The sequence below is a fragment of the Haloarcula sp. Atlit-7R genome (assembly GCF_003666065.1).
Lineage (GTDB): Archaea > Halobacteriota > Halobacteria > Halobacteriales > Haloarculaceae > Haloarcula > Haloarcula taiwanensis.
Genome location: NZ_QXIK01000003.1, coordinates 338313 through 355418, shown reverse-complemented (window position 1 = coordinate 355418; position 17106 = coordinate 338313). Strand labels below are relative to the sequence as shown.

The 17106-nt window shown below is 62.4% G+C and carries 14 protein-coding genes; 9 read left to right on the top strand and 5 right to left on the bottom strand.

Going from position 1 to position 17106, the window contains the following annotated elements:
• Nucleotides 1-57: 57 nt before the first annotated feature.
• Both D3D01_RS09045 and serB read left to right on the top strand, forming a co-directional pair.
• Entirely contained in the window at nt 58-2235 is a 2178-nt protein-coding gene (locus tag D3D01_RS09045) for an ATP-dependent DNA helicase (protein WP_101348833.1), read from the top strand.
• A gap of 70 nt (nt 2236-2305) precedes the next feature.
• Nucleotides 2306-2938: a phosphoserine phosphatase SerB gene (serB, locus tag D3D01_RS09040; RefSeq protein WP_101348832.1), complete on the top strand. Its 633-nt coding sequence runs from the start codon at nt 2306-2308 to the stop codon at nt 2936-2938.
• A gap of 272 nt (nt 2939-3210) precedes the next feature.
• Here serB and D3D01_RS09035 read toward each other — a convergent pair whose 3' ends face one another.
• Nucleotides 3211-4509, bottom strand: coding sequence for an O-acetylhomoserine aminocarboxypropyltransferase/cysteine synthase family protein (locus D3D01_RS09035; RefSeq protein WP_121511960.1), 1299 nt, complete (start codon nt 4507-4509; stop codon nt 3211-3213).
• A 363-nt stretch (nt 4510-4872) separates the two neighbouring features.
• Entirely contained in the window at nt 4873-6441 is a 1569-nt protein-coding gene (locus D3D01_RS09030; protein ID WP_121511959.1) for a DNA-directed DNA polymerase II small subunit, read from the bottom strand.
• 88 nt (nt 6442-6529) lie between these two features.
• Here D3D01_RS09030 and D3D01_RS09025 point away from each other — a divergent pair, with 88 nt between their 5' ends.
• Complete coding sequence (locus D3D01_RS09025; protein WP_121511958.1) at nt 6530-7240, top strand: S26 family signal peptidase; 711 nt, start codon at nt 6530-6532, stop codon at nt 7238-7240.
• 128 nt (nt 7241-7368) lie between these two features.
• Nucleotides 7369-8022 (top strand): S26 family signal peptidase, encoded by a 654-nt coding sequence (locus tag D3D01_RS09020; RefSeq protein WP_121512101.1) that lies wholly within the window; start codon nt 7369-7371, stop codon nt 8020-8022.
• Between the two features lie 73 nt (nt 8023-8095).
• On the opposite strand, the gene D3D01_RS09015 is transcribed toward D3D01_RS09020, so the two are convergent.
• Complete coding sequence (locus D3D01_RS09015) at nt 8096-9673, bottom strand: Cdc6/Cdc18 family protein (protein WP_101348828.1); 1578 nt, start codon at nt 9671-9673, stop codon at nt 8096-8098.
• A 929-nt stretch (nt 9674-10602) separates the two neighbouring features.
• Here D3D01_RS09015 and D3D01_RS09010 point away from each other — a divergent pair.
• The 4 genes from D3D01_RS09010 (at nt 10603) to D3D01_RS24820 (ending at nt 12573) form a co-directional block, all read left to right on the top strand.
• Nucleotides 10603-11244, top strand: coding sequence for an Era-like GTP-binding protein (locus D3D01_RS09010; protein ID WP_004590329.1), 642 nt, complete (start codon nt 10603-10605; stop codon nt 11242-11244).
• Nucleotides 11245-11248: 4 nt separating this feature from the next.
• The gene (locus tag D3D01_RS09005; RefSeq protein WP_004517591.1) at nt 11249-11632 is read left to right on the top strand and encodes a DUF2073 domain-containing protein; all 384 of its coding nucleotides are present in this window, start codon (nt 11249-11251) and stop codon (nt 11630-11632) included.
• The gene (locus D3D01_RS09000) at nt 11632-12318 is read left to right on the top strand and encodes a Zn-ribbon containing protein (protein WP_101351372.1); all 687 of its coding nucleotides are present in this window, start codon (nt 11632-11634) and stop codon (nt 12316-12318) included. The genes D3D01_RS09005 and D3D01_RS09000 overlap by 1 nt, the downstream gene beginning before the upstream one ends.
• A gap of 129 nt (nt 12319-12447) precedes the next feature.
• Nucleotides 12448-12573 (top strand): hypothetical protein, encoded by a 126-nt coding sequence (locus tag D3D01_RS24820; protein ID WP_255410203.1) that lies wholly within the window; start codon nt 12448-12450, stop codon nt 12571-12573.
• Between the two features lie 119 nt (nt 12574-12692).
• Here the strand turns inward: D3D01_RS24820 and mdh are convergent, their stop codons facing one another.
• A complete protein-coding gene (gene mdh / locus D3D01_RS08995) occupies nt 12693-13607 on the bottom strand; it encodes a malate dehydrogenase (RefSeq protein WP_005536799.1) in 915 nt (304 codons plus the stop codon).
• 117 nt (nt 13608-13724) lie between these two features.
• Here mdh and D3D01_RS08990 point away from each other — a divergent pair, with 117 nt between their 5' ends.
• Nucleotides 13725-14537, top strand: a complete 813-nt coding sequence (locus tag D3D01_RS08990) for an Sjogren's syndrome/scleroderma autoantigen 1 family protein (RefSeq protein WP_101351370.1) — start codon at nt 13725-13727, stop codon at nt 14535-14537.
• Nucleotides 14538-14545: 8 nt separating this feature from the next.
• Here the strand turns inward: D3D01_RS08990 and D3D01_RS08985 are convergent, their stop codons facing one another.
• Complete coding sequence (locus tag D3D01_RS08985) at nt 14546-17065, bottom strand: DEAD/DEAH box helicase (RefSeq protein ID WP_121511957.1); 2520 nt, start codon at nt 17063-17065, stop codon at nt 14546-14548.
• Nucleotides 17066-17106 lie beyond the last annotated feature (41 nt).

Below are 17106 nucleotides of genomic sequence, written 5' to 3'. Positions count from 1 at the left end.
CGCGGCAAGTAGCTGTGGGGGCGAACCCTTTTGCCGGTGAACGGCCAATCGGGGCACGTGGCAACGACAGACGACGGCTACATGCGGTTTTTCCCCTTCGAAGAGCCGTACGACCATCAGCAGGAGGCGATGGGCACGATATACGACGCCCTCGAAGAGGGTCGGGACGTGCTGTTCGAGGGGGCCTGTGGGACCGGAAAGACGCTTGCATCGCTGGTCCCTGCGCTGGAACACGCCCGCGAGACGGGCAAGACCGTCGTCATCACGACGAACGTCCACCAGCAGATGCGCCAGTTCGTCGAGGACGCCAGAGCGATAACGGACCAGGAGCGCCTGCGGGCCGTGGTCTTCCGGGGCAAGGGCTCGATGTGCCACATCGACGTGGACTACGAGGAGTGTCAGGCACTTCGAGACACGACCCGTGACCTGGTCGAGGTCGAGAACGACATCGCCGAACTCGAACAGCGCGAGGGCGAACTCCTCTCGGACGGCCAGGCGGGCAGCAGCGAAGCGATGGAGGCCCGTAACGCCGTCGTCGAGGAACTCCGGGACCTGCAGGACGAGCGCGAGGAAATCGAAACCGAACGCTCGACCTGCGACCACTACTACCGGAACCTTACTGTCGACACCAGCGAGTTCTACTCCTGGCTGTTCGACGACGTCCGGACGCCCGATGACGTGTACGAGTACGCTCACCAGCAGGGCCTGTGTGGCTACGAACTGCTGAAAGAGGGGATGGACGGCGTCGATCTCGTCGTCTGTAACTACCACCACCTGCTGGACCCGACCATCCGCGAGCAGTTCTTCCACTGGATCGGCCGGGACCCCGAGGACATCATCGCGGTCTTCGACGAGGCCCACAACGTCGAATCGGCCGCACGCGACCACGCCCGGCGGACGCTGACGGAGAACACGCTCGACCAGGCCATCGAGGAACTCGACGGCGAGGACGACGCCCGGACCGACGCCGCGGCCAACGTCATCGAGACGTTCCGGGACGCGCTCGTCGAAGCCTACGAGGACTCGTTCGAGTTCGGCGGGCGCGCGGCCGTCGACGAGCACTGGGACGACGTGACCATCGCTAACGACGACCGGAAAGACGACCTGACGCTCGCCTTCCTGCAGAGCTACACCGGCCCCGGCTTCCACGAGGAACTGGACCACGCGCTGGACCTCGGCCGGGACCTCGACGCTCGCTACCAAGAGGCGTTCAAAGAAGGAGACCTCGACACCAGAAAGGAATGCCAGACGCTGCAGGCCGCCGGCTTCATTTCCGACTGGCTCGATGAAACGGACGAGACCGGTCAGTACCCCGTCGTCAGCGTCCGCCGGGACGAATCGACAGACGAGGTGTACGGCCGCGCGGAACTGTACACCTGCATCCCCGAGCAGGTGACCCGCGACCTGTTTTCCGACCTGCACGCGGCGGTGCTGATGAGTGCCACGCTGCGCCCGTTCGACGTGACCGAGAACGTCGTCGGCGTCGACGACCCGGTGACGATGGCCTACGGTGCGCAGTTCCCCGAGGAGCGCCGGCGGACCTATGCCGTCGACGGCCCGGCGCTGTTTTCCAGCGAACGGGACGACCCACAGACCCAGCAGCGCATCGCCCGCACGCTCGAAGACATCGTCCGGTTCACCCCCGGCAACACACTTGTGTTCTGCCCCTCCTACAGCGAGGCCGAGCGCTACCACGACATGACCGCCGTGAGCGCGACGCGATACCTCGACGAGCCGGGCACGCAGGCCCGGGACCTCCGGGAGGCCTTTACCGACGGCGACGACGGCGTGCTCTACACCTCGCTGTGGGGGACGCTCGGCGAGGGCGTGAGCTACGACGGCGACGACGCCCGGACCGTGGTCGTGGTCGGCGTCCCGTACCCCCACCTCGACGACCGGATGGATGCCGTCCAGGACGCCTACGACGTGGCCTTCGGCGACGACGAGGACGAGGCCGGCTGGCGCTACGCCGTCGAGATTCCGACGGTCAGAAAGACGCGGCAGGCCCTCGGACGAGTTGTCCGCTCGCCCGAGGACTTCGGCGCGCGCATCCTGCTTGACAAGCGCTACACGGAGGCCGCCGAGATGGAGATGCACGACTACGCCGTCCGCGGGACCTTCCCGCCGGAGGAACGCCGCGAGATGGTGGATATCGGGCCCGAGAAACTCAAGTTCGCGATGCTGAATTTCTACCAAGATATGGACGCCTACGACGGGCCGCCGCCGAAGCCTTGAGTACGGGTTCGGAACGGCGACCGACCGGAAACCGGATAGTTTGAAACCCTCCACGTGAAACGGACGGGTAATGCTAGTCGCCTTCGACTTCGACGGGACGCTCTCCGATTCGGAGATGACGGTCCTGCTCGGGAGCCAGAACGGGACGGCCGAGGACATGGCCGACATCACCGAGCGCGCGATGAACGACGAAATCGAGTACGCCGAGAGCCTGCGCCAGCGCTGTGCGCTGCTGGAAGGCCTCTCGGATGAACAGGCCCGGGCGGCCTTCAGTGAGGTCGCCCTGCGTCCGGGTGCAGCCGAGGTCATCACTGCGCTACGAGACGCCGGCGTCTACGTCGCTATCCTCACTGGAGGGTTTGAGCGCGGCGTCGAGGCTGCACTCGAAACGGAGGGGGTCGAGGTCGACGCCATCGTCGCCAACCGACTGCCCGTGGCAGACGGAAAGCTGACCGGCGAGGTGCGCGGGCCGCTCATCTCCGGGACGAAAGACGACGCGATGGAAGTCGTCACCGCCGTCACCGGCGAAGACCGGGACGCGACTGTTGCCGTCGGCGACGGGGCCAACGACCTCCCGATGCTCGAAGTGTCGAACCTGGCTATCGGCTTCGACCCGAAACCGGCCGTCGCGCCGTCGTGTGACACGACAGTCGAGACAATGGACGAACTGTACGAGCTGCTGGAAGCCGAAGGAATCCTGTAACGAATCTCTGTTTTTGTCGCTCACGGTCACGACCTGTACGCTGCACGGTAGACGGAGAACAAACGGGGAGAGGCACGCTCCCCACGGACGCGAGCAGTCGTTGTCGGACCAATGACAGAGTATGGTTGAGCGTGAACCGACGCGTGCTCGCTACCAGCGACGGTTCATTGAATGCATTGTCTTCTCCCGTAATAAGCCTAATGAATAGGTGAATTATTGCAGTACTTTGATACGCACGTTCAGAAAAGTTCTGTAGAATACCGTATTCTTCGTTAGTTAGTTGCCTGGCCGATTGCCTGGTCGAGGTCGGCTTTGATGTCTTCGACAGACTCAGTGCCAACAGAGAGACGAACCATGTCGTCAGTGACGCCAGCGGCGGCCTTCTCCTCGTCCGTGAGCTGCTGGTGGGTGGTCGAGGCCGGGTGGATGATGAGCGTCTTCGCGTCGCCGACGTTGGCCAGCAGCGACGCAATCTCGGTCGATTCGACGGTCGTCCGGGCGGCGTCGTAGCCCGCGTCGAGGCCGAACGTTATCATGCCGCCGTAGCCGCCGTCGAGGTATTTGCTGGCGGTGTCGTGCGTTTCGTGGTCGTCGAGGCCGGGGTATGTGACCCACGATACTTCGGGGTGGTCAGCGAGGAACTCGGCAACCCCCATGGCGTTGTCACAGTGGCGGTCCATCCGTGCGGGCAGCGTCTCCAGACCCTGCATCGTCTGCCACGCGTCGAAGGGCGACTGCTGGCAGCCCAGGTCACGGAGCCCGCGAGCGATAGCGGCGTAGGTGAAGGCCGCGTCCTCGAATCGCTCCCGGAAGTTGACACCGTGGTACGCGGGGTTGTCACCGGCAATTTCGGGGTACTTGTCGGCGTGTTCCTCCCACGGGAAGGAGCCGCCATCGACGAGGACGCCGCCGACGGTGGTGCCGTGGCCGTGGATCCACTTCGTCGTGGAGTTCCAGACGAGGTCAGCCCCGTGCTCGATTGGGTTACAGAGGTACGGTGTCGCGAAGGTGTTGTCGACAAAGAAGGGGACACCATGGTCGTGAGCGATTTCGGCGAGGCGTTCGAAGTCGGGCGTGACGAGCGACGGGTTGCCGATGGTCTCACAGTGGACGTAGGCGGTGTTCTCGTCGATGGCCTCGGCGTAGGCGTCGTAGTCAAGCGTGTCGACGAAGCGGGTCTCAACGCCGTTGCGCGGCGAAGTGTGGGTGTAGTAGGTGTAGGTCCCGCCGTACAGCGACGATGCGGTGACGACGTTGTCGCCGACATCGGCGAGCAGGAAGGTGGCGAGGTTTAACGACGCCATCCCGGAGGCGGTTGCGACCGCACCGACCCCGCCCTCAAGCGCCGCCAGCCGTTCCTGCAGCATCCCAACTGTGGGGTTCATCAGCCGCGAGTAGATGTGGCCCGGCTTCTCCAGTGCGAACTGCTTTGCGGCGTCCTCGGCGTCTTCGAAGACGTAGGAGGTGGTCTGGTACAGCGGCGGCGCGCGAGAGCGGGTCTCGGCGTCCGGCTCTTCCTGCCCGACGTGCAAGGCGTCGGTTTCGAATCCGTGGTCTTGGTCGTCACTCATACACTCCGCTTTCGGCTGACGGGTCTTAACTGCGACTCCACCGGTGAGGCCCGCCACTGCTACGAGATACCGGTGATTCTTCGCGCTGTTACCGGGTAGATTCGGGGTAGAAAGCCAAGTAGAGCCGTTATCTTGCTTCTAGAAGAACGAGTAGACGACTCCTCCGGCCGGGAGCAAGTGGTGCGACGACTGTCGCACCCGAAGCGACCCGGGGAAGGGCAGGCCTGCTGGCGTGAATGGTAGTAGCATACCGCGCGCCATCGGCGCGCGGTTTCACGCGAATCGCTGCGCGATTCGCACCTTTTTCGCCCACGTTCTTGCGCCAAGCGGTGCGCTCCGCGCACCCGAGGCGGAAAAAGGTGGTTAGGTAAACTTCCGGACCGTCATCGAAAGCGTATCCAGGTCCAGAATCGGCGCGAAGCCGGCGTCGGGGTCGATGTTGACGCTCTTCTGGAACGCGGTCTGGGCCTGCCAGCACCCGGAGTTCAGCGCAACGACGTTGTGGTACTCGCCCCAGCCGAGCTTGTGGACGTGGCCAGTGTGAAACACGTCCGGGACCTCCTCCATGACCAGATAGTCGCGGTCCTCGGGGGCGAGCCGGGTGTGACCGCCGTACTGCGGCGCGACGTGGCGCTTCTTCAGGAGCTGGTACATCGCCTTGTGTGGCTCCTCGTAGCTGGCCTCCTCATCCGGAAGTTCGGCGATGACCTCGTCCAGCGAGACGCCGTGGTACAGCAGCACCGTGACGCCCTCGACGGTGACCAACGAGGGATTAGAGTGGACCTGAGCGTCGTGGGCAGTCATGATGTCCCGGAGTTCCTCGTCGAAGCCGGGCTGGGGCTCGGCCAGTCGGACGGCGTCGTGGTTGCCCGGAATCATCCGGATTTCCATATCGCCCGGAACCTCCTTGAGGTACTCCGAGAATGCGCGGTACTGGTCGTAGATGTCGATGATGTCCAGTTCCTCGTCTTGCTCAGGGTAAATGCCGACGCCCTCGACCATGTCGCCGGCGATGAGGAGATACTCGACAGTCTCAGCCTCTGGGGTGTGGAGCCAGTCCGTGAAGCGGTGCCAGGCGTCCTCCATGAACTCCTGGCTGCCGACGTGGATGTCTGAGATGAGTGCCGCCTGAACGTGACGGTCAGCGGTCGAGGGGCTGTGCGTTCGGGGCACGTCCGGGAAGTACAGCGAGTCCACAAACAGGATGCCGGCGTCGTCGGCCAGCGTTCCCTCGACGGCGATGACCTCGTCCATGAGCAACTGCTGGACGAGGTCGGCGATAGGGCGGTCTTTCATCACCAGACAGGGGAAGGTCCCGTTCGTGTCCTCCAGTTCGACGAGCCAGTGCCCGCTGGCGGTCGAGCGGATGTCCGAGACCATCCCGATGAGCGCCGCGTCGCTGCCGCCACCCATGTTTTCGATTGCGTCGGTCGGCCGGTGGTTCACTCTGCCACGGAGTTTGCTCGCCAGTTTCTCGTAGCGGTCCCGGAACACCGAGACGAAGTCCGAGTACTCGCCGGTCCCAGTTGACTGACCGGTCATGTCGTTCGCGACCTCGATTGCCCGGAGGGATGTGTCCACATCCCGTGACCCCTCCGTTTCAGGTGGAGAAGACGTACCCGGTTCGGTCGACGCGGCTGCACTCATTCCAGTTGAAACGGAGGGGTGTGGATTGGGAGGGGTGCCGGTAATTTCGTCTCCTGCGCCTGGTCCGGTTTTCGGCGTGCTTCCCGCGTCTTCTGCCGTCTCAATCACAGATTCGACGTGGTCGGTTGTCAGCTTCAGCGCGTCATCGGGCAGGGTTTCGAGTGCGCGTTCCAGTGTCGCCGATGGATCCGGGGTATCGGCGATCCGCGTCACTGCTTCGCGCTCCGCGTTGTAGCCGCGGCTCGCGAGTTCGCTGACGATTCGTGCCGGCGTCTCCAGAGGCACGTTCCACACTCAGTGTCTGCGGGCAAAAGGATAGCGGACCGACAGTCGTCACAAGATTGATACCCCGCTGTCGGCAATCCGAGGTAGGATGGGCCGGGACGAATCGACCAGCAGCACGTCGCCAGACGAGACGGAGGAGGCTGCTGACACCAGCCCAACGTTTCGTCTCGGCCTGTACGTCCGCGACATCAGTACGAGCGTCGGAGCGGTCATGCTCGTCGGTGCGCTCCTGTTTGCCGTCAGCGGAGTGTGGCCCCCGCTTGTCGCAATCGAGAGCGGGAGCATGGAGCCACACATCGACACCGGTGACATGGTGTTTGTCATGGACGCAGAACGGTTCCCCGGACAGGAGGCGCGTCACGGCGTTGTAACGGCGGCAACCGGGGCCGAAACCGGGTATCGGACCTTTCAGCAGTCCGGAGATGTCATCGTCTTCGAACCCAACGGTAACGAACAGCGAACGCCGATTATCCACCGGTCGATGCTGTGGGTTGATGCCGGCGAGAACTGGTACGACCGAGCGAACCAGACATACATCGGAAGCGCGGACAGTTGCGACGAGCTTCGGAACTGCCCGGCCCCCCACGCTGGGTTTATTACGAAAGGTGACAACAAAGTGACCAACACGAGATACGATCAGGTGACCGGAGCGAGTACTGTTGTGCGCCCGCAGTGGGTTATTGGAACCGGAATCTTCCGAATCCCGCGTCTCGGGTACGTCCGGGTCCAGCCGTCCCAGCTATGGCACACAGCAGCGACTATAAGGGTCGGAGAAGCTTCAGCGCCAGCGGCAAGTTGACTGACTCGGACGGTAGTGGTCGCTGTAACAACAGAAGGTTGATTGGCCGCCTCCGAGTATTCGTGGTACGAATGGCCGGGTCAGACCATCGGTCGTCGGACGGGGACGGAACCGAGGGACCGGGAGGGATGATGTACGTGACCGATATCGTCAGTAGCGCCGGTTCAGTCCTGCTTGTCGGGGTGTTGCTGTTCGCCGTTAGCGGCGTGTGGCCCCCACTGGTCGCTATCGAAAGCCCGAGCATGGACCCGCATATCAAGGAAGGCGACCTCGTGTTCGTGATGGAAGAGGAGCGGTTCTCCGGCCCAGGTGATCACAGGGGTGTCGTTACTGCGGCGAACGACGACAGCTATCGGAAGTTCCAGCAACCGGGCGACGTTATCGTATACGAGCCCGACGGCAACAGTCGGCAGACCCCGATCATCCACCGAGCGATGCTGTGGGTTGATGCCGGGGAGAACTGGTACGACCGGGCGAACAAGGACTACATCGGGAGTGCGGACAGCTGTGACGAACTCAGCTCCTGTCCGGCCGACCACGCCGGCTTCATCACCAAGGGCGACAACAACGGCCGGTACGACCAGGTCGGCTCCAGCCCAATCAGCGAACCGGTCAAGCCCGGGTGGGTCATCGGTACCGCGGAAATGCGGGTCCCACTGCTGGGACAGGTCCGACTCCAGTGGAACCAGGCTGGAGCGACCGATGTGGTACCAAGCGGGGCAGAACCGGCAGTAACGAGCGAAACAACGTCGACAGCCATGAACACGACTGCGTCCGGGTAGCTCGCCACTCTCGATAGGATGACTGTTTCACCTGCGACGGCGGAGACTGCCGGGCGGTCAGGCAATCCGCAGATCAGTTGTCAAAGCGGGCCTGCACGAACGGCTGGACGTCGTCGATATCGCCAAGTCGTGAGTCGGACAGCAGTACCGCCTCCGTCTCCTCGGTTGGAACCGACAGCGAGATTTCTTTCGTCCGTCCGTATCGGCCCTTCGAGACAACGACGGCGTTGACGATGCCGAGCATATCGAGTTCCGAAATGAGGTCAGTGACGCGGCGCTGTGTCAGGATATCGGCGTCGATCTCCTCACAGAGGTTCTTGTAGATGTTGAATACCTCGCCGGTGTTGATGTTGTGGACGCCGTTTTTCTCCAGAAGGATGATGGCGAAAAGGACGATCTTCGACTGGGTGGGAAGCGTCCGGACGACCTCGACGACGCGGTCGAGTTCGATCTTCTCCTGAGCTTGGCGGACGTGGTCTTCGAGGACGTTGTCGGTCTGGTCGCGCTCGGCGAGTTCGCCCGCAGTCCGGAGGAGGTCAAGCGCACGACGTGCGTCCCCGTGTTCCTGTGCAGCGAAGGCCGCACACAGCGGGATGACATCCTCGGTGAGCGCGTCATTTTTGAACGCCACGTCGGAGCGTGCCTGTAGGATGTCCCGGAGCTGATTCGCATCGTATGGCGGGAAGACGATCTCCTCCTCTCCGAGGCTTGATTTGACCCGAGGATCGAGGAAATCAGTGAACTTCAGGTCGTTAGAAATGCCCATAATCGAGACGCGGGAGTTCTCCAGTTCGGAGTTCATCCGGGAGAGGTTATACAGGGTATCGTCGCCGCTTTTCTCGACGAGCTTGTCAATCTCGTCGAGCATAATGACGACCACGCGCTCGTGGTAGTCGACTGCGTCGAAAAAGGAGCTGTAGACCCGATCCGTTGGCCACCCGGTCATCGGCACTTCCTCGAACTCCGCCTTGTCTGCTTCCAGCGAACTGATTTCGGTTTCGATGTCGTCGAGAGAGTCAAACGCCGTCTCTTCGAGTGCAGCCGCCGTGTTCTCGCGTGCGCGCGACTGGAGGTCTTCGAGTTCGGCGATTCGGTCGTCGATGAGCCGGGCATTCTTGTCGATGAACTTATTCGCGAGCTGAGCCAGTACGCGGTACTGGGTGTCGGTCACCTCGCAGTTGATATACTCGACCTCACAGGGAACCTCGTACTTCTGTGAGGTCGTTTCGAGTTCCTCGCTGACGAACTTCGCGGACGCGGTTTTCCCTGTTCCCGTCTTGCCGTAGATGAGGATATTCGACGGCGTATCACCGCGCAAGGCGGTAACGAGAATCGTCGCCATGTTGTTGATCTGCTCCTCGCGGTGGGGGAGTTTGTGTGGCGTATACGAGGGGCGAAGGACCTCCTTGTTCTCGAAAATGGGTTCCCCTTCGAGAAGGTCGTCGAACAGGCCACGGGACGCTTCGTCTGAGGGATCATCGGATCCGGTATCGAGATTGTCGAGAATGACATCGTCGAGATCTGATGGCCCGGTCGATATGTCGGGGTCCGTTTCGGAGCCGGGGTGCCCGTCGGACCCGTCGGCATCGTTCGACGTTTCTGGTGTCGACAGATCGGATTCCGGGGCCGAGTTGTTGCTTTCGTCAGTCATAGTCGATCGAGGGGTCCCCTTCGTTTCGTGTGGAGAGAGTTGGAGACACCGGAACAGAGGGAGCGAGGAGTGCGTCAGTGCCGTTGTTAGTGAGCATCAGCGCTCTCCGGTGTGTCCAGTTGAACCACATGAACCGTACCGTGATTCGATATTAAATATTTCGGTACACCACCTGTGAAAGATGTGTGTTGATATATTTATATTTTCTGTCGCATGAGTACTGTTGTCATAAAGGGAAATATAGCTTCGATCTCACTGGGGTGAAACGGGCAGTATACAGCAGCTAGTGATCGGAGAGTAAGAGAATGGTGGTGCAGTTTCGGGAGCGGGTACGCTGTGTGAATATGAGGGTAGCGCATGAGGAGCCGGTGCTTGCAGCGGAACCCGACTCCAACAGGGTAACCCCCCCACCCCTTCGTTTCCAGTGGAACTAGAAGCAGGCCCGGGGGGAGGGGGGAGGGAGGCCGACAATGTACTGTAACAAGAGAAAAGATTTAATATGGTATATCGTAAACTAAACCCGCACCAGGTAAAACAGATAGTCAGTAGGAGTTAGTGTTCAGTTTTCTAGTGTCTAGACCGCTCTAGCTAGTGAAATCACGTATCGCGCTGATCTGAAGAACTAGTGCGCTCCCAATTTGACCGATAAGTCTCCCACCCCTCCCCAGGGGTGTGCGGCGTTCCACCTGAAACGAAGGGGTGGGGGGCTGTGTTGGTACACCCACATACATCTCGCGTGGGTCAGGATGGGCTGACTCGAATAGTCCCCCCTTTTCGCTCGTCTCCGTCCCAACGCCCGCACGCTGATCTGTGCTATGCCCCACCATGTCAGAATAGGGACTAATGTCTGACGTAGGCTTAAGTGAATTCGCCTATCTTTTACGGGCAGAGCCGCCATACCGGACGACTCCGGGCGGCGGGAGGATAGGATGGGATTGTTAACAAACCTCAAAGATAGTATTTCACGCGCGGCATCGACGCTGTTCTCCGAAGAGGACCCGAAGCGTATCGGGATCTACGGCCCGCCGAACGCCGGTAAGACGACGCTGGCGAACCGCATTGCACGTGATTGGACCGGCGATGCTGTCGGCCCAGAGAGTCACGTTCCACACGAGACTCGCCGTGCGCGCCGAAAGGAGAACGTCGAGATCGAACGCGACGGGAAGAAAGTGACAATCGATATCGTCGACACCCCCGGCGTGACGACGAAGGTCGATTACACCGAGTTCCTTGAACACGACATGGAGAAAGACGACGCCGTCCGTCGCTCCCGCGAAGCGACTGAGGGCGTCGCTGAAGCGATGCACTGGCTCCGCGAGGATGTCGATGGTGTTATTTACGTACTCGACTCTGCGACCGATCCGTTCACGCAGGTCAACACCATGCTCATCGGCATCATCGAGAGCCAGGACCTTCCGGTGCTGATCCTCGCGAACAAAATCGATCTTGAAGAATCTTCGGTCCAGCGCATCCGAAACGCATACCCACAGCACGAGACGATTCCGCTATCAGCGCTTGAGGGAGACAACATGGACGAAGTCTACGACAAAATCGCGGAGTACTTCGGGTGATATAATGGCGGAAGTCAAAGACCCAGACGACGGCGTCCAGATCGACCTCATCAGCGGCGAACGCATGGCGGGGCTGGCCTCGATGGAAAAAATTCGGATGATTCTCGATGGCGTCCGCGACGGCAACATCGTCATCCTTGAAGAGGGGCTCTCCCCCGACGAGGAGTCCCGCCTCATCGAAGTGACGATGACCGAAATCAGTCCGGACGAGTTCAACGGCATCGAGATCGAGACCTACCCCAAGTCCGAGGCCGCCGACGCCAGCATCCTCGACCGGTTGATGGGCAAACAGTCGACCCAGAAGCTGACGGTTATCGGGCCGGCAAACCAGATAGAGACGCTCCACAAGGACGAAACGCTCATCAGCGCCCTCGTCTCTCGGAAATAATGCCCCACCAGTGTACGGAGTGTGGCCGTGGCTTCGACGACGGGTCGAAGGAGATGCTCTCGGGCTGTCCCAACTGCGGCGGGAACAAGTTCCAGTATCAGCCCGAAGGAGCCGACATCTCTGAGACGCCGGACGCGGAGCCACCGGAACCACCGGGACCTGACAGTACCGTCGCTCGTACCGTTGGCAAAACCGCTGCCTCAGTACGAGACTTCGTCAGCGGTTCCGCTACAGACGGGGACCGGGACGCCGAACAGTCCCATTTCGACGCCGACCGGTCGGTTGACGCACAGCCGAGTGACCCATCCCACACGTCCGGTTCGCCGTCGACCGAACCTGACCGCACGTCTGTGACTGAGGACTCGGCCCAGGCTAGCGCCCGTGGGGATGTCGTCGAGCCGGACGAACTCCCGTCGAACGTCCCGTCGGCATCCGAATCCGAACACCAGTTCCGTCCCGTCGGTGCCGACCCCGACCCACCACCAGAGCCGGACAGCGAGGACCGCCCCGATCTGGAGGAACTCCGAGCGGAACTCAACGACCAGTTCGAGTCGATCAAAGTACTGGAACCCGGCCAGTACGAACTGAACCTGATGGAGTTGTACGACCGCGAGGAGTACATCATCGCGCTGCAGGAGGACGGCCACTACTCGATTCAGGTTCCGGAAACCATCCGCTCCGAGTGATCGACGCGGGCTTCTCGTTTTACTGGTTCGCTAGCCCCGAATTACCCCGTAGAACCGCTCCATACACCATTGAGTATCAATGCCGGCACAACCATTATATAATATGCCGTGGATGCTTCCGATAACGCCATGAGCCACCGAGAACTCTCGACATCGGAGTCACACCTCGAAGAGTGGGCGTCACTCCTCGGTGCTGATATCGACGACGACGGGCGCGACGGCGATTTGCTTGACGACCAAGACGACCCCGCGTAACAATCGTGGACCGGCAAACGGCCGATTCGCAGTTACAGCTGCGTCTCTTACGGCGATAGCCGAAAAAGGCAGTCCGGGAGGGCGTCAGTCCCGAACGCTCGCAGTACCGCTCGACCGGGTTACGAGATTTTGTCGTACTGGTCGGAGAGCTTCTCTGCAGCGTCTGCCATCAGGTCCTGCTCGTAGTCGTCGAGGTCCCATTCGACGATTTCCTCGACGCCGTTGCTCCCGAGACGGACCGGGACGCCAAAAGCAGTGTCTTCGTGCCCGAACTCGCCCTCCAGCTTGACCGAGGCCGGCAGCACTTCCCCGGTGTCATGGAGGATGGCTTCGACCATGTGTGCGACGCCGCGGGCTGGCCCCCACTCGGTCGCGCCTTTGCGCTCGATGACGTCCATCGCCGACTCCTGCAGGTCGCCGAGCAACTGCTCTTTCTCGTCGTCGCTGAACTCGGGGTCAGTCCCGTCGACGCGGACTTTCGAGAATACGGGGACCTGCGCGTCGCCGTGTTCCCCGAGAATCGTCCCTTCGACGTTCTGCACTGGTGCGTCGAACTCCTCGCTCAGCACGTAGCGGAACCGCGCGGAGTCGAGGCGGCCGCCGAAGCCGATGACCTGCTCGCGAGAGCGGTCGCCGGCCTCGTAGAGGTGGCGGTTGAGCAGGTCGACGGGGTTCGAGGTGGTCAGCGAGATGTAGTCGTCGTTGTGCTCGTCCAGTGAGGACTGGATGTCCTCCATGATAGGCGCATTGTCGCCGGCGAGGTCAATGCGGGTCTGACCGGGCTGGCGCGGGATGCCGGCCGTGATGACGACCACATCGGAGCCAGCGGTGTCCTCGTAGCCGCCCTGCCGGACGCGCGTGTTCGAGTCGTAGGCGATGCCGTGGTTCGTGTCAGCTGCCTGCCCGACCGTGTCGTCCTCCTTATCGGGGATGTCCACGAAAACGACTTCATCAGCGATGTCGCGGAGCGCGATGTTGTACCCTGCGGCTGCGCCGACCGTACCGGCTGCGCCGACTACGCTTACCTTTGTCATACCATTCGAAAAGGCTCGGGCGCGAACGTTAAACGTGTCGAAACCCCGATTCCGCCGCGCATCGTTCAGCCAGTATCACCCGTAAACGGTTTTCAGCCCCGCGGCGTTGTGACGGGTATGAGCGACTTCGATAAGGAAGCCGAACGCGAGAAACTCCGAGAGAAGTTCGAGAAGGAAGACGAGAAGCGCCAGACGACCGAGCAGATGAGCGAACTCCTGTTGAAGGGCGCGACGATGACCAACGCCCACTGCAGCGACTGCGGCGACCCCATTTTCCGCTACGACGGCCAGGAGTTCTGCCCCACCTGCCAGAAGCCGGTCGCGCGCGACACGCAGGAAAACGGGGCAGACCCGTCAGATGCTGACGAACAGGCGGGGCAGGCCGACGACAGTGACCAGATCGAGGTTGCCGACCCGAGCGACGAGGCTCGCGTCCAGTTCGGCGATGCTGCCGAGGACACAGCAGAGAATGCGGTGGACGCGACGGACGAACACGCACAGCAGGAGACCGCACATACCCAGCCCGACACCGCTTCACAGTCTCCCTCCGAACCGACGGCGTCGACACCCAACTCGTCCGCTCCACCCGAAGCGGGGGGTGACCAGTCGACCCAGGCGTCAGACCACTCGGAGCCAGCGCCACAGACTGCTCGAAGAGGTGCGTCGTCGGAGCCTAGCGGCCGAACTACCAACGACCAGCCGCGTGAGACAGCGACACAGAACCCCCCTGTTTCCGCTCGACAGACTCGGACGACCGATAGTCACACCGGCGATATTGAGGCCAATCTCGATGCGGCGTCTGCGCTACTGGCCGAGACGGTTCACCGCTTCGCCGAGCGCGCCGCGGCCACCGAGAACCCACGCGAGGCTCGCGAACATCTGCAGGCAGCCCGAGAAGCGGCGGAAGCGCTCGACGCAGCGCGGTTCTGAACGGACCGCTACGGCTCGTAGTCGCTGGCGATGACTTCTCGAATCCGGTCGGCCGTTACGTCGCCGATACCGGACACCTCTAGCAGGGCCTCTTTATCGGCGGTCATCACTGCCTCGACGCTTCCGAAGGCGTCCAGCAGCGTGCGCGCGGTTACCGGTCCGACTTCGGCGATGGAGGCGACGACGTACTCCTGTTGCTCGGGCAGCGTCTTCGACTGTTTCTCGCCGTGGACGCTCACCTCGCGGTCGGCCACCTCCTGTTCCCGTTCGGCGATGACTTGCAGCAGATCGGCGGTCTCGTCCTCCCCACTGGTCCGTAACACGCTCGCACCGAAATCGACCGCCAGCGACGCGAGTGCGCCCTGAATCGCCTTGTGGTGAACGTTGCGCGCACCGAAGAGGTCCTCGCCTTCGATGACGACGACGGGCCGACCGTAGTTTCGCGTGGCGTCCCCGACCTGCTCGAACATCGACCGGTCTCCGCCCGTCAGCGTGTCCATGAAGTCGGCGACGGTCTTGCGCTCGACAACGACGCGGTCAGAGAGAACGTAGTCGCCGACGGCCAGCGTTTCGAGTCGGGTTTCGATACCGTCCCGCGTCGAGAGGTCCCGAGCGATGTTCGAGTCGAGTTCCCGCTGGTCCGCGACAATTTCGACGGGGTCGTCCTCATCATCGCGGCCGGCAGTGGCGACTGTTCCCGTGTCCGGCGTCGCGGTATCCCCCTCGTCGGCTGTCGCCGCGTCGCTGTTGACTTCGGTATCCCCACCGGACGCTTCCGACGAGTCGTCCGCGAAGGCGTCTAGTCCGGCCTGGCCGTTGCTGCCGTCGGTATCATCGGCTGACTTGTTAGCTGTGCTACCCCTCCCGTTTCCAGTGGAATCCGACTGCTGTGTGGTGGTTTCCTCGCTCTTTGTTCCACCCGAAGCGTCCCCCTCTTCGTCCTCGTACTCGTCGAGCCCGGTCTGGTCGAGGCGGGCCTCCAGTTCGCCGGCGACGCTTTTGAGTTCGTTCAGTTCGCGTTTCATCCGCTTCTGGTCGTTGCGGGCCTTCCAGAAGTACGCCTCGTCGCGGGTGTCCTCGGCCAGGAGGACGACGACCCGGCCCTCGGCCTGGCGGCCGGTCCGGCCCTTCCGCTGGATGGCCCGAATCGCGGTCGGCACCGGCTCGTAGAACAACACCAGGTCGACCTCGGGCACGTCCAGGCCCTCCTCGGCGACGGAGGTGGAGACGAGCACCTCGAACTCGCCGTTCCGGAAGCGGTCCAGCGTCTCCTGTTGCTGGGTCTGTGTCATCCCCTCGCTGCCGTCGGTGTCGCTCTGTCCGACGAACTTCTCGGTCGTAAAGTGATCTGAGAGGAAGTCCACGAGCGTCTCGGCGGTGTCGCGGGACTCGGTGAAGACGATGACCCGCTCGCCGTTCTCGATGCCCAGCGTCTCCGCGAGCAGCATTCGAGTCTGGCGGAACTTCGGGTGCAGGTCGTCGTAGGACTCGGCTTTCCGTATCGCCTCGCGGACCTTCGGCTCGCTGACGAGGCGCTGGTCGGCCTTCGACGCACCCGACGAACGAGCGGCTTCCTTCAGGCGCTCGAAGTACCGCCGCAGGGACTCGACGCTCTGGGTCTCGACGTAGGTGACGGCGGTCCGGAGCTTCCGGATTTCGGCGAGCAGGCTCATCCCCTGGTAGCCCTCGCTCTGGTCGTTGTTCATCAGTTTCCGGAGGTCGGCCTGCATCCCCTGAATCTCGCGCTCGGAGATGTCCGCCGAGGACTTGTTCGTCACGCCCAGTTCCCTCAACTGCGCCAGCCGGTCCTTGATGACCTCGTTGATTGCGTCCCGAATCTCGACGACGACCTCGGGGAGTTCGATGCGGTTCCAGTCCACGCTGGTGTCGTGGGTGTACTCGGCCACGTCGGCGTCGTCCTCGGTCATCACCGCGACTTCGGAGAGTCCGAGGTTCTCACACACTCCGAGGATGGCCTCCTCGTCGTCGCCGGGCGAGGCGCTCATTCCCGTCACCAGCGGGTCCTCGGCGTCGGCGTGGTAGCGGTCGGCGATGTAGTTGTAAGCGTAGTCGCCGGTCGCCCGGTGGCACTCGTCGAAGGTGCAGTGGGTCACGTCGGCCAGCGAGATGCGGTTGCCGACGAGGTCGTTCTCGACGACCTGCGGCGTCGCGATGACGATGCGGGCGTCCTCCCAGAGGGCGGCGCGGTCGTCGGGCCGGACCTCGCCGGTGAAGACGACGACCTCCTCGTCGTCCAGTTCGAGTGCCTCGCGGTAGAACTCGGCGTGTTGCTGGACCAGCGGCTTCGTCGGGGCCAGCATGAGCGACTTCCCGCCGACGGCGTGGAGGCGCTCGGCGGTCACCAGCAGCGAGACTGTCGTCTTGCCCAGCCCGGTCGGGAGACAGACGAGCGTGTGCCCGGTGCTTGCCGTCTCCGCCAGTTCGGTCTGGTAGCGGCGGTTCTCCAGGAACTCCGGCGTCACCAGCGGGCGTTCGACGTGCTCGCCACCGGCGTCGGTGGTCGCCATTACCCACGCGTTCGTCCCGCCGGTGGTTAAGGGTTCAGATA

Excerpts from the sequence above, each read along its gene's own strand:
- serB (WP_101348832.1), top strand. The coding sequence starts at position 2,306 with ATGCTAGTCGCCTTCGACTTCGACGGGACGCTCTCCGATTCGGAGATG.
- D3D01_RS09035 (WP_121511960.1), bottom strand. The coding sequence starts at position 4,509 with ATGAGTGACGACCAAGACCACGGATTCGAAACCGACGCCTTGCACGTC.
- D3D01_RS09025 (WP_121511958.1), top strand. The coding sequence starts at position 6,530 with ATGGGCCGGGACGAATCGACCAGCAGCACGTCGCCAGACGAGACGGAG.
- D3D01_RS09020 (WP_121512101.1), top strand. The coding sequence starts at position 7,369 with ATGATGTACGTGACCGATATCGTCAGTAGCGCCGGTTCAGTCCTGCTT.
- D3D01_RS09015 (WP_101348828.1), bottom strand. The coding sequence starts at position 9,673 with ATGACTGACGAAAGCAACAACTCGGCCCCGGAATCCGATCTGTCGACA.
- D3D01_RS09010 (WP_004590329.1), top strand. The coding sequence starts at position 10,603 with ATGGGATTGTTAACAAACCTCAAAGATAGTATTTCACGCGCGGCATCG.
- D3D01_RS09005 (WP_004517591.1), top strand. The coding sequence starts at position 11,249 with ATGGCGGAAGTCAAAGACCCAGACGACGGCGTCCAGATCGACCTCATC.
- D3D01_RS09000 (WP_101351372.1), top strand. The coding sequence starts at position 11,632 with ATGCCCCACCAGTGTACGGAGTGTGGCCGTGGCTTCGACGACGGGTCG.
- D3D01_RS24820 (WP_255410203.1), top strand. The coding sequence starts at position 12,448 with ATGAGCCACCGAGAACTCTCGACATCGGAGTCACACCTCGAAGAGTGG.
- mdh (WP_005536799.1), bottom strand. The coding sequence starts at position 13,607 with ATGACAAAGGTAAGCGTAGTCGGCGCAGCCGGTACGGTCGGCGCAGCC.
- D3D01_RS08990 (WP_101351370.1), top strand. The coding sequence starts at position 13,725 with ATGAGCGACTTCGATAAGGAAGCCGAACGCGAGAAACTCCGAGAGAAG.
- D3D01_RS08985 (WP_121511957.1), bottom strand. The coding sequence starts at position 17,065 with ATGGCGACCACCGACGCCGGTGGCGAGCACGTCGAACGCCCGCTGGTG.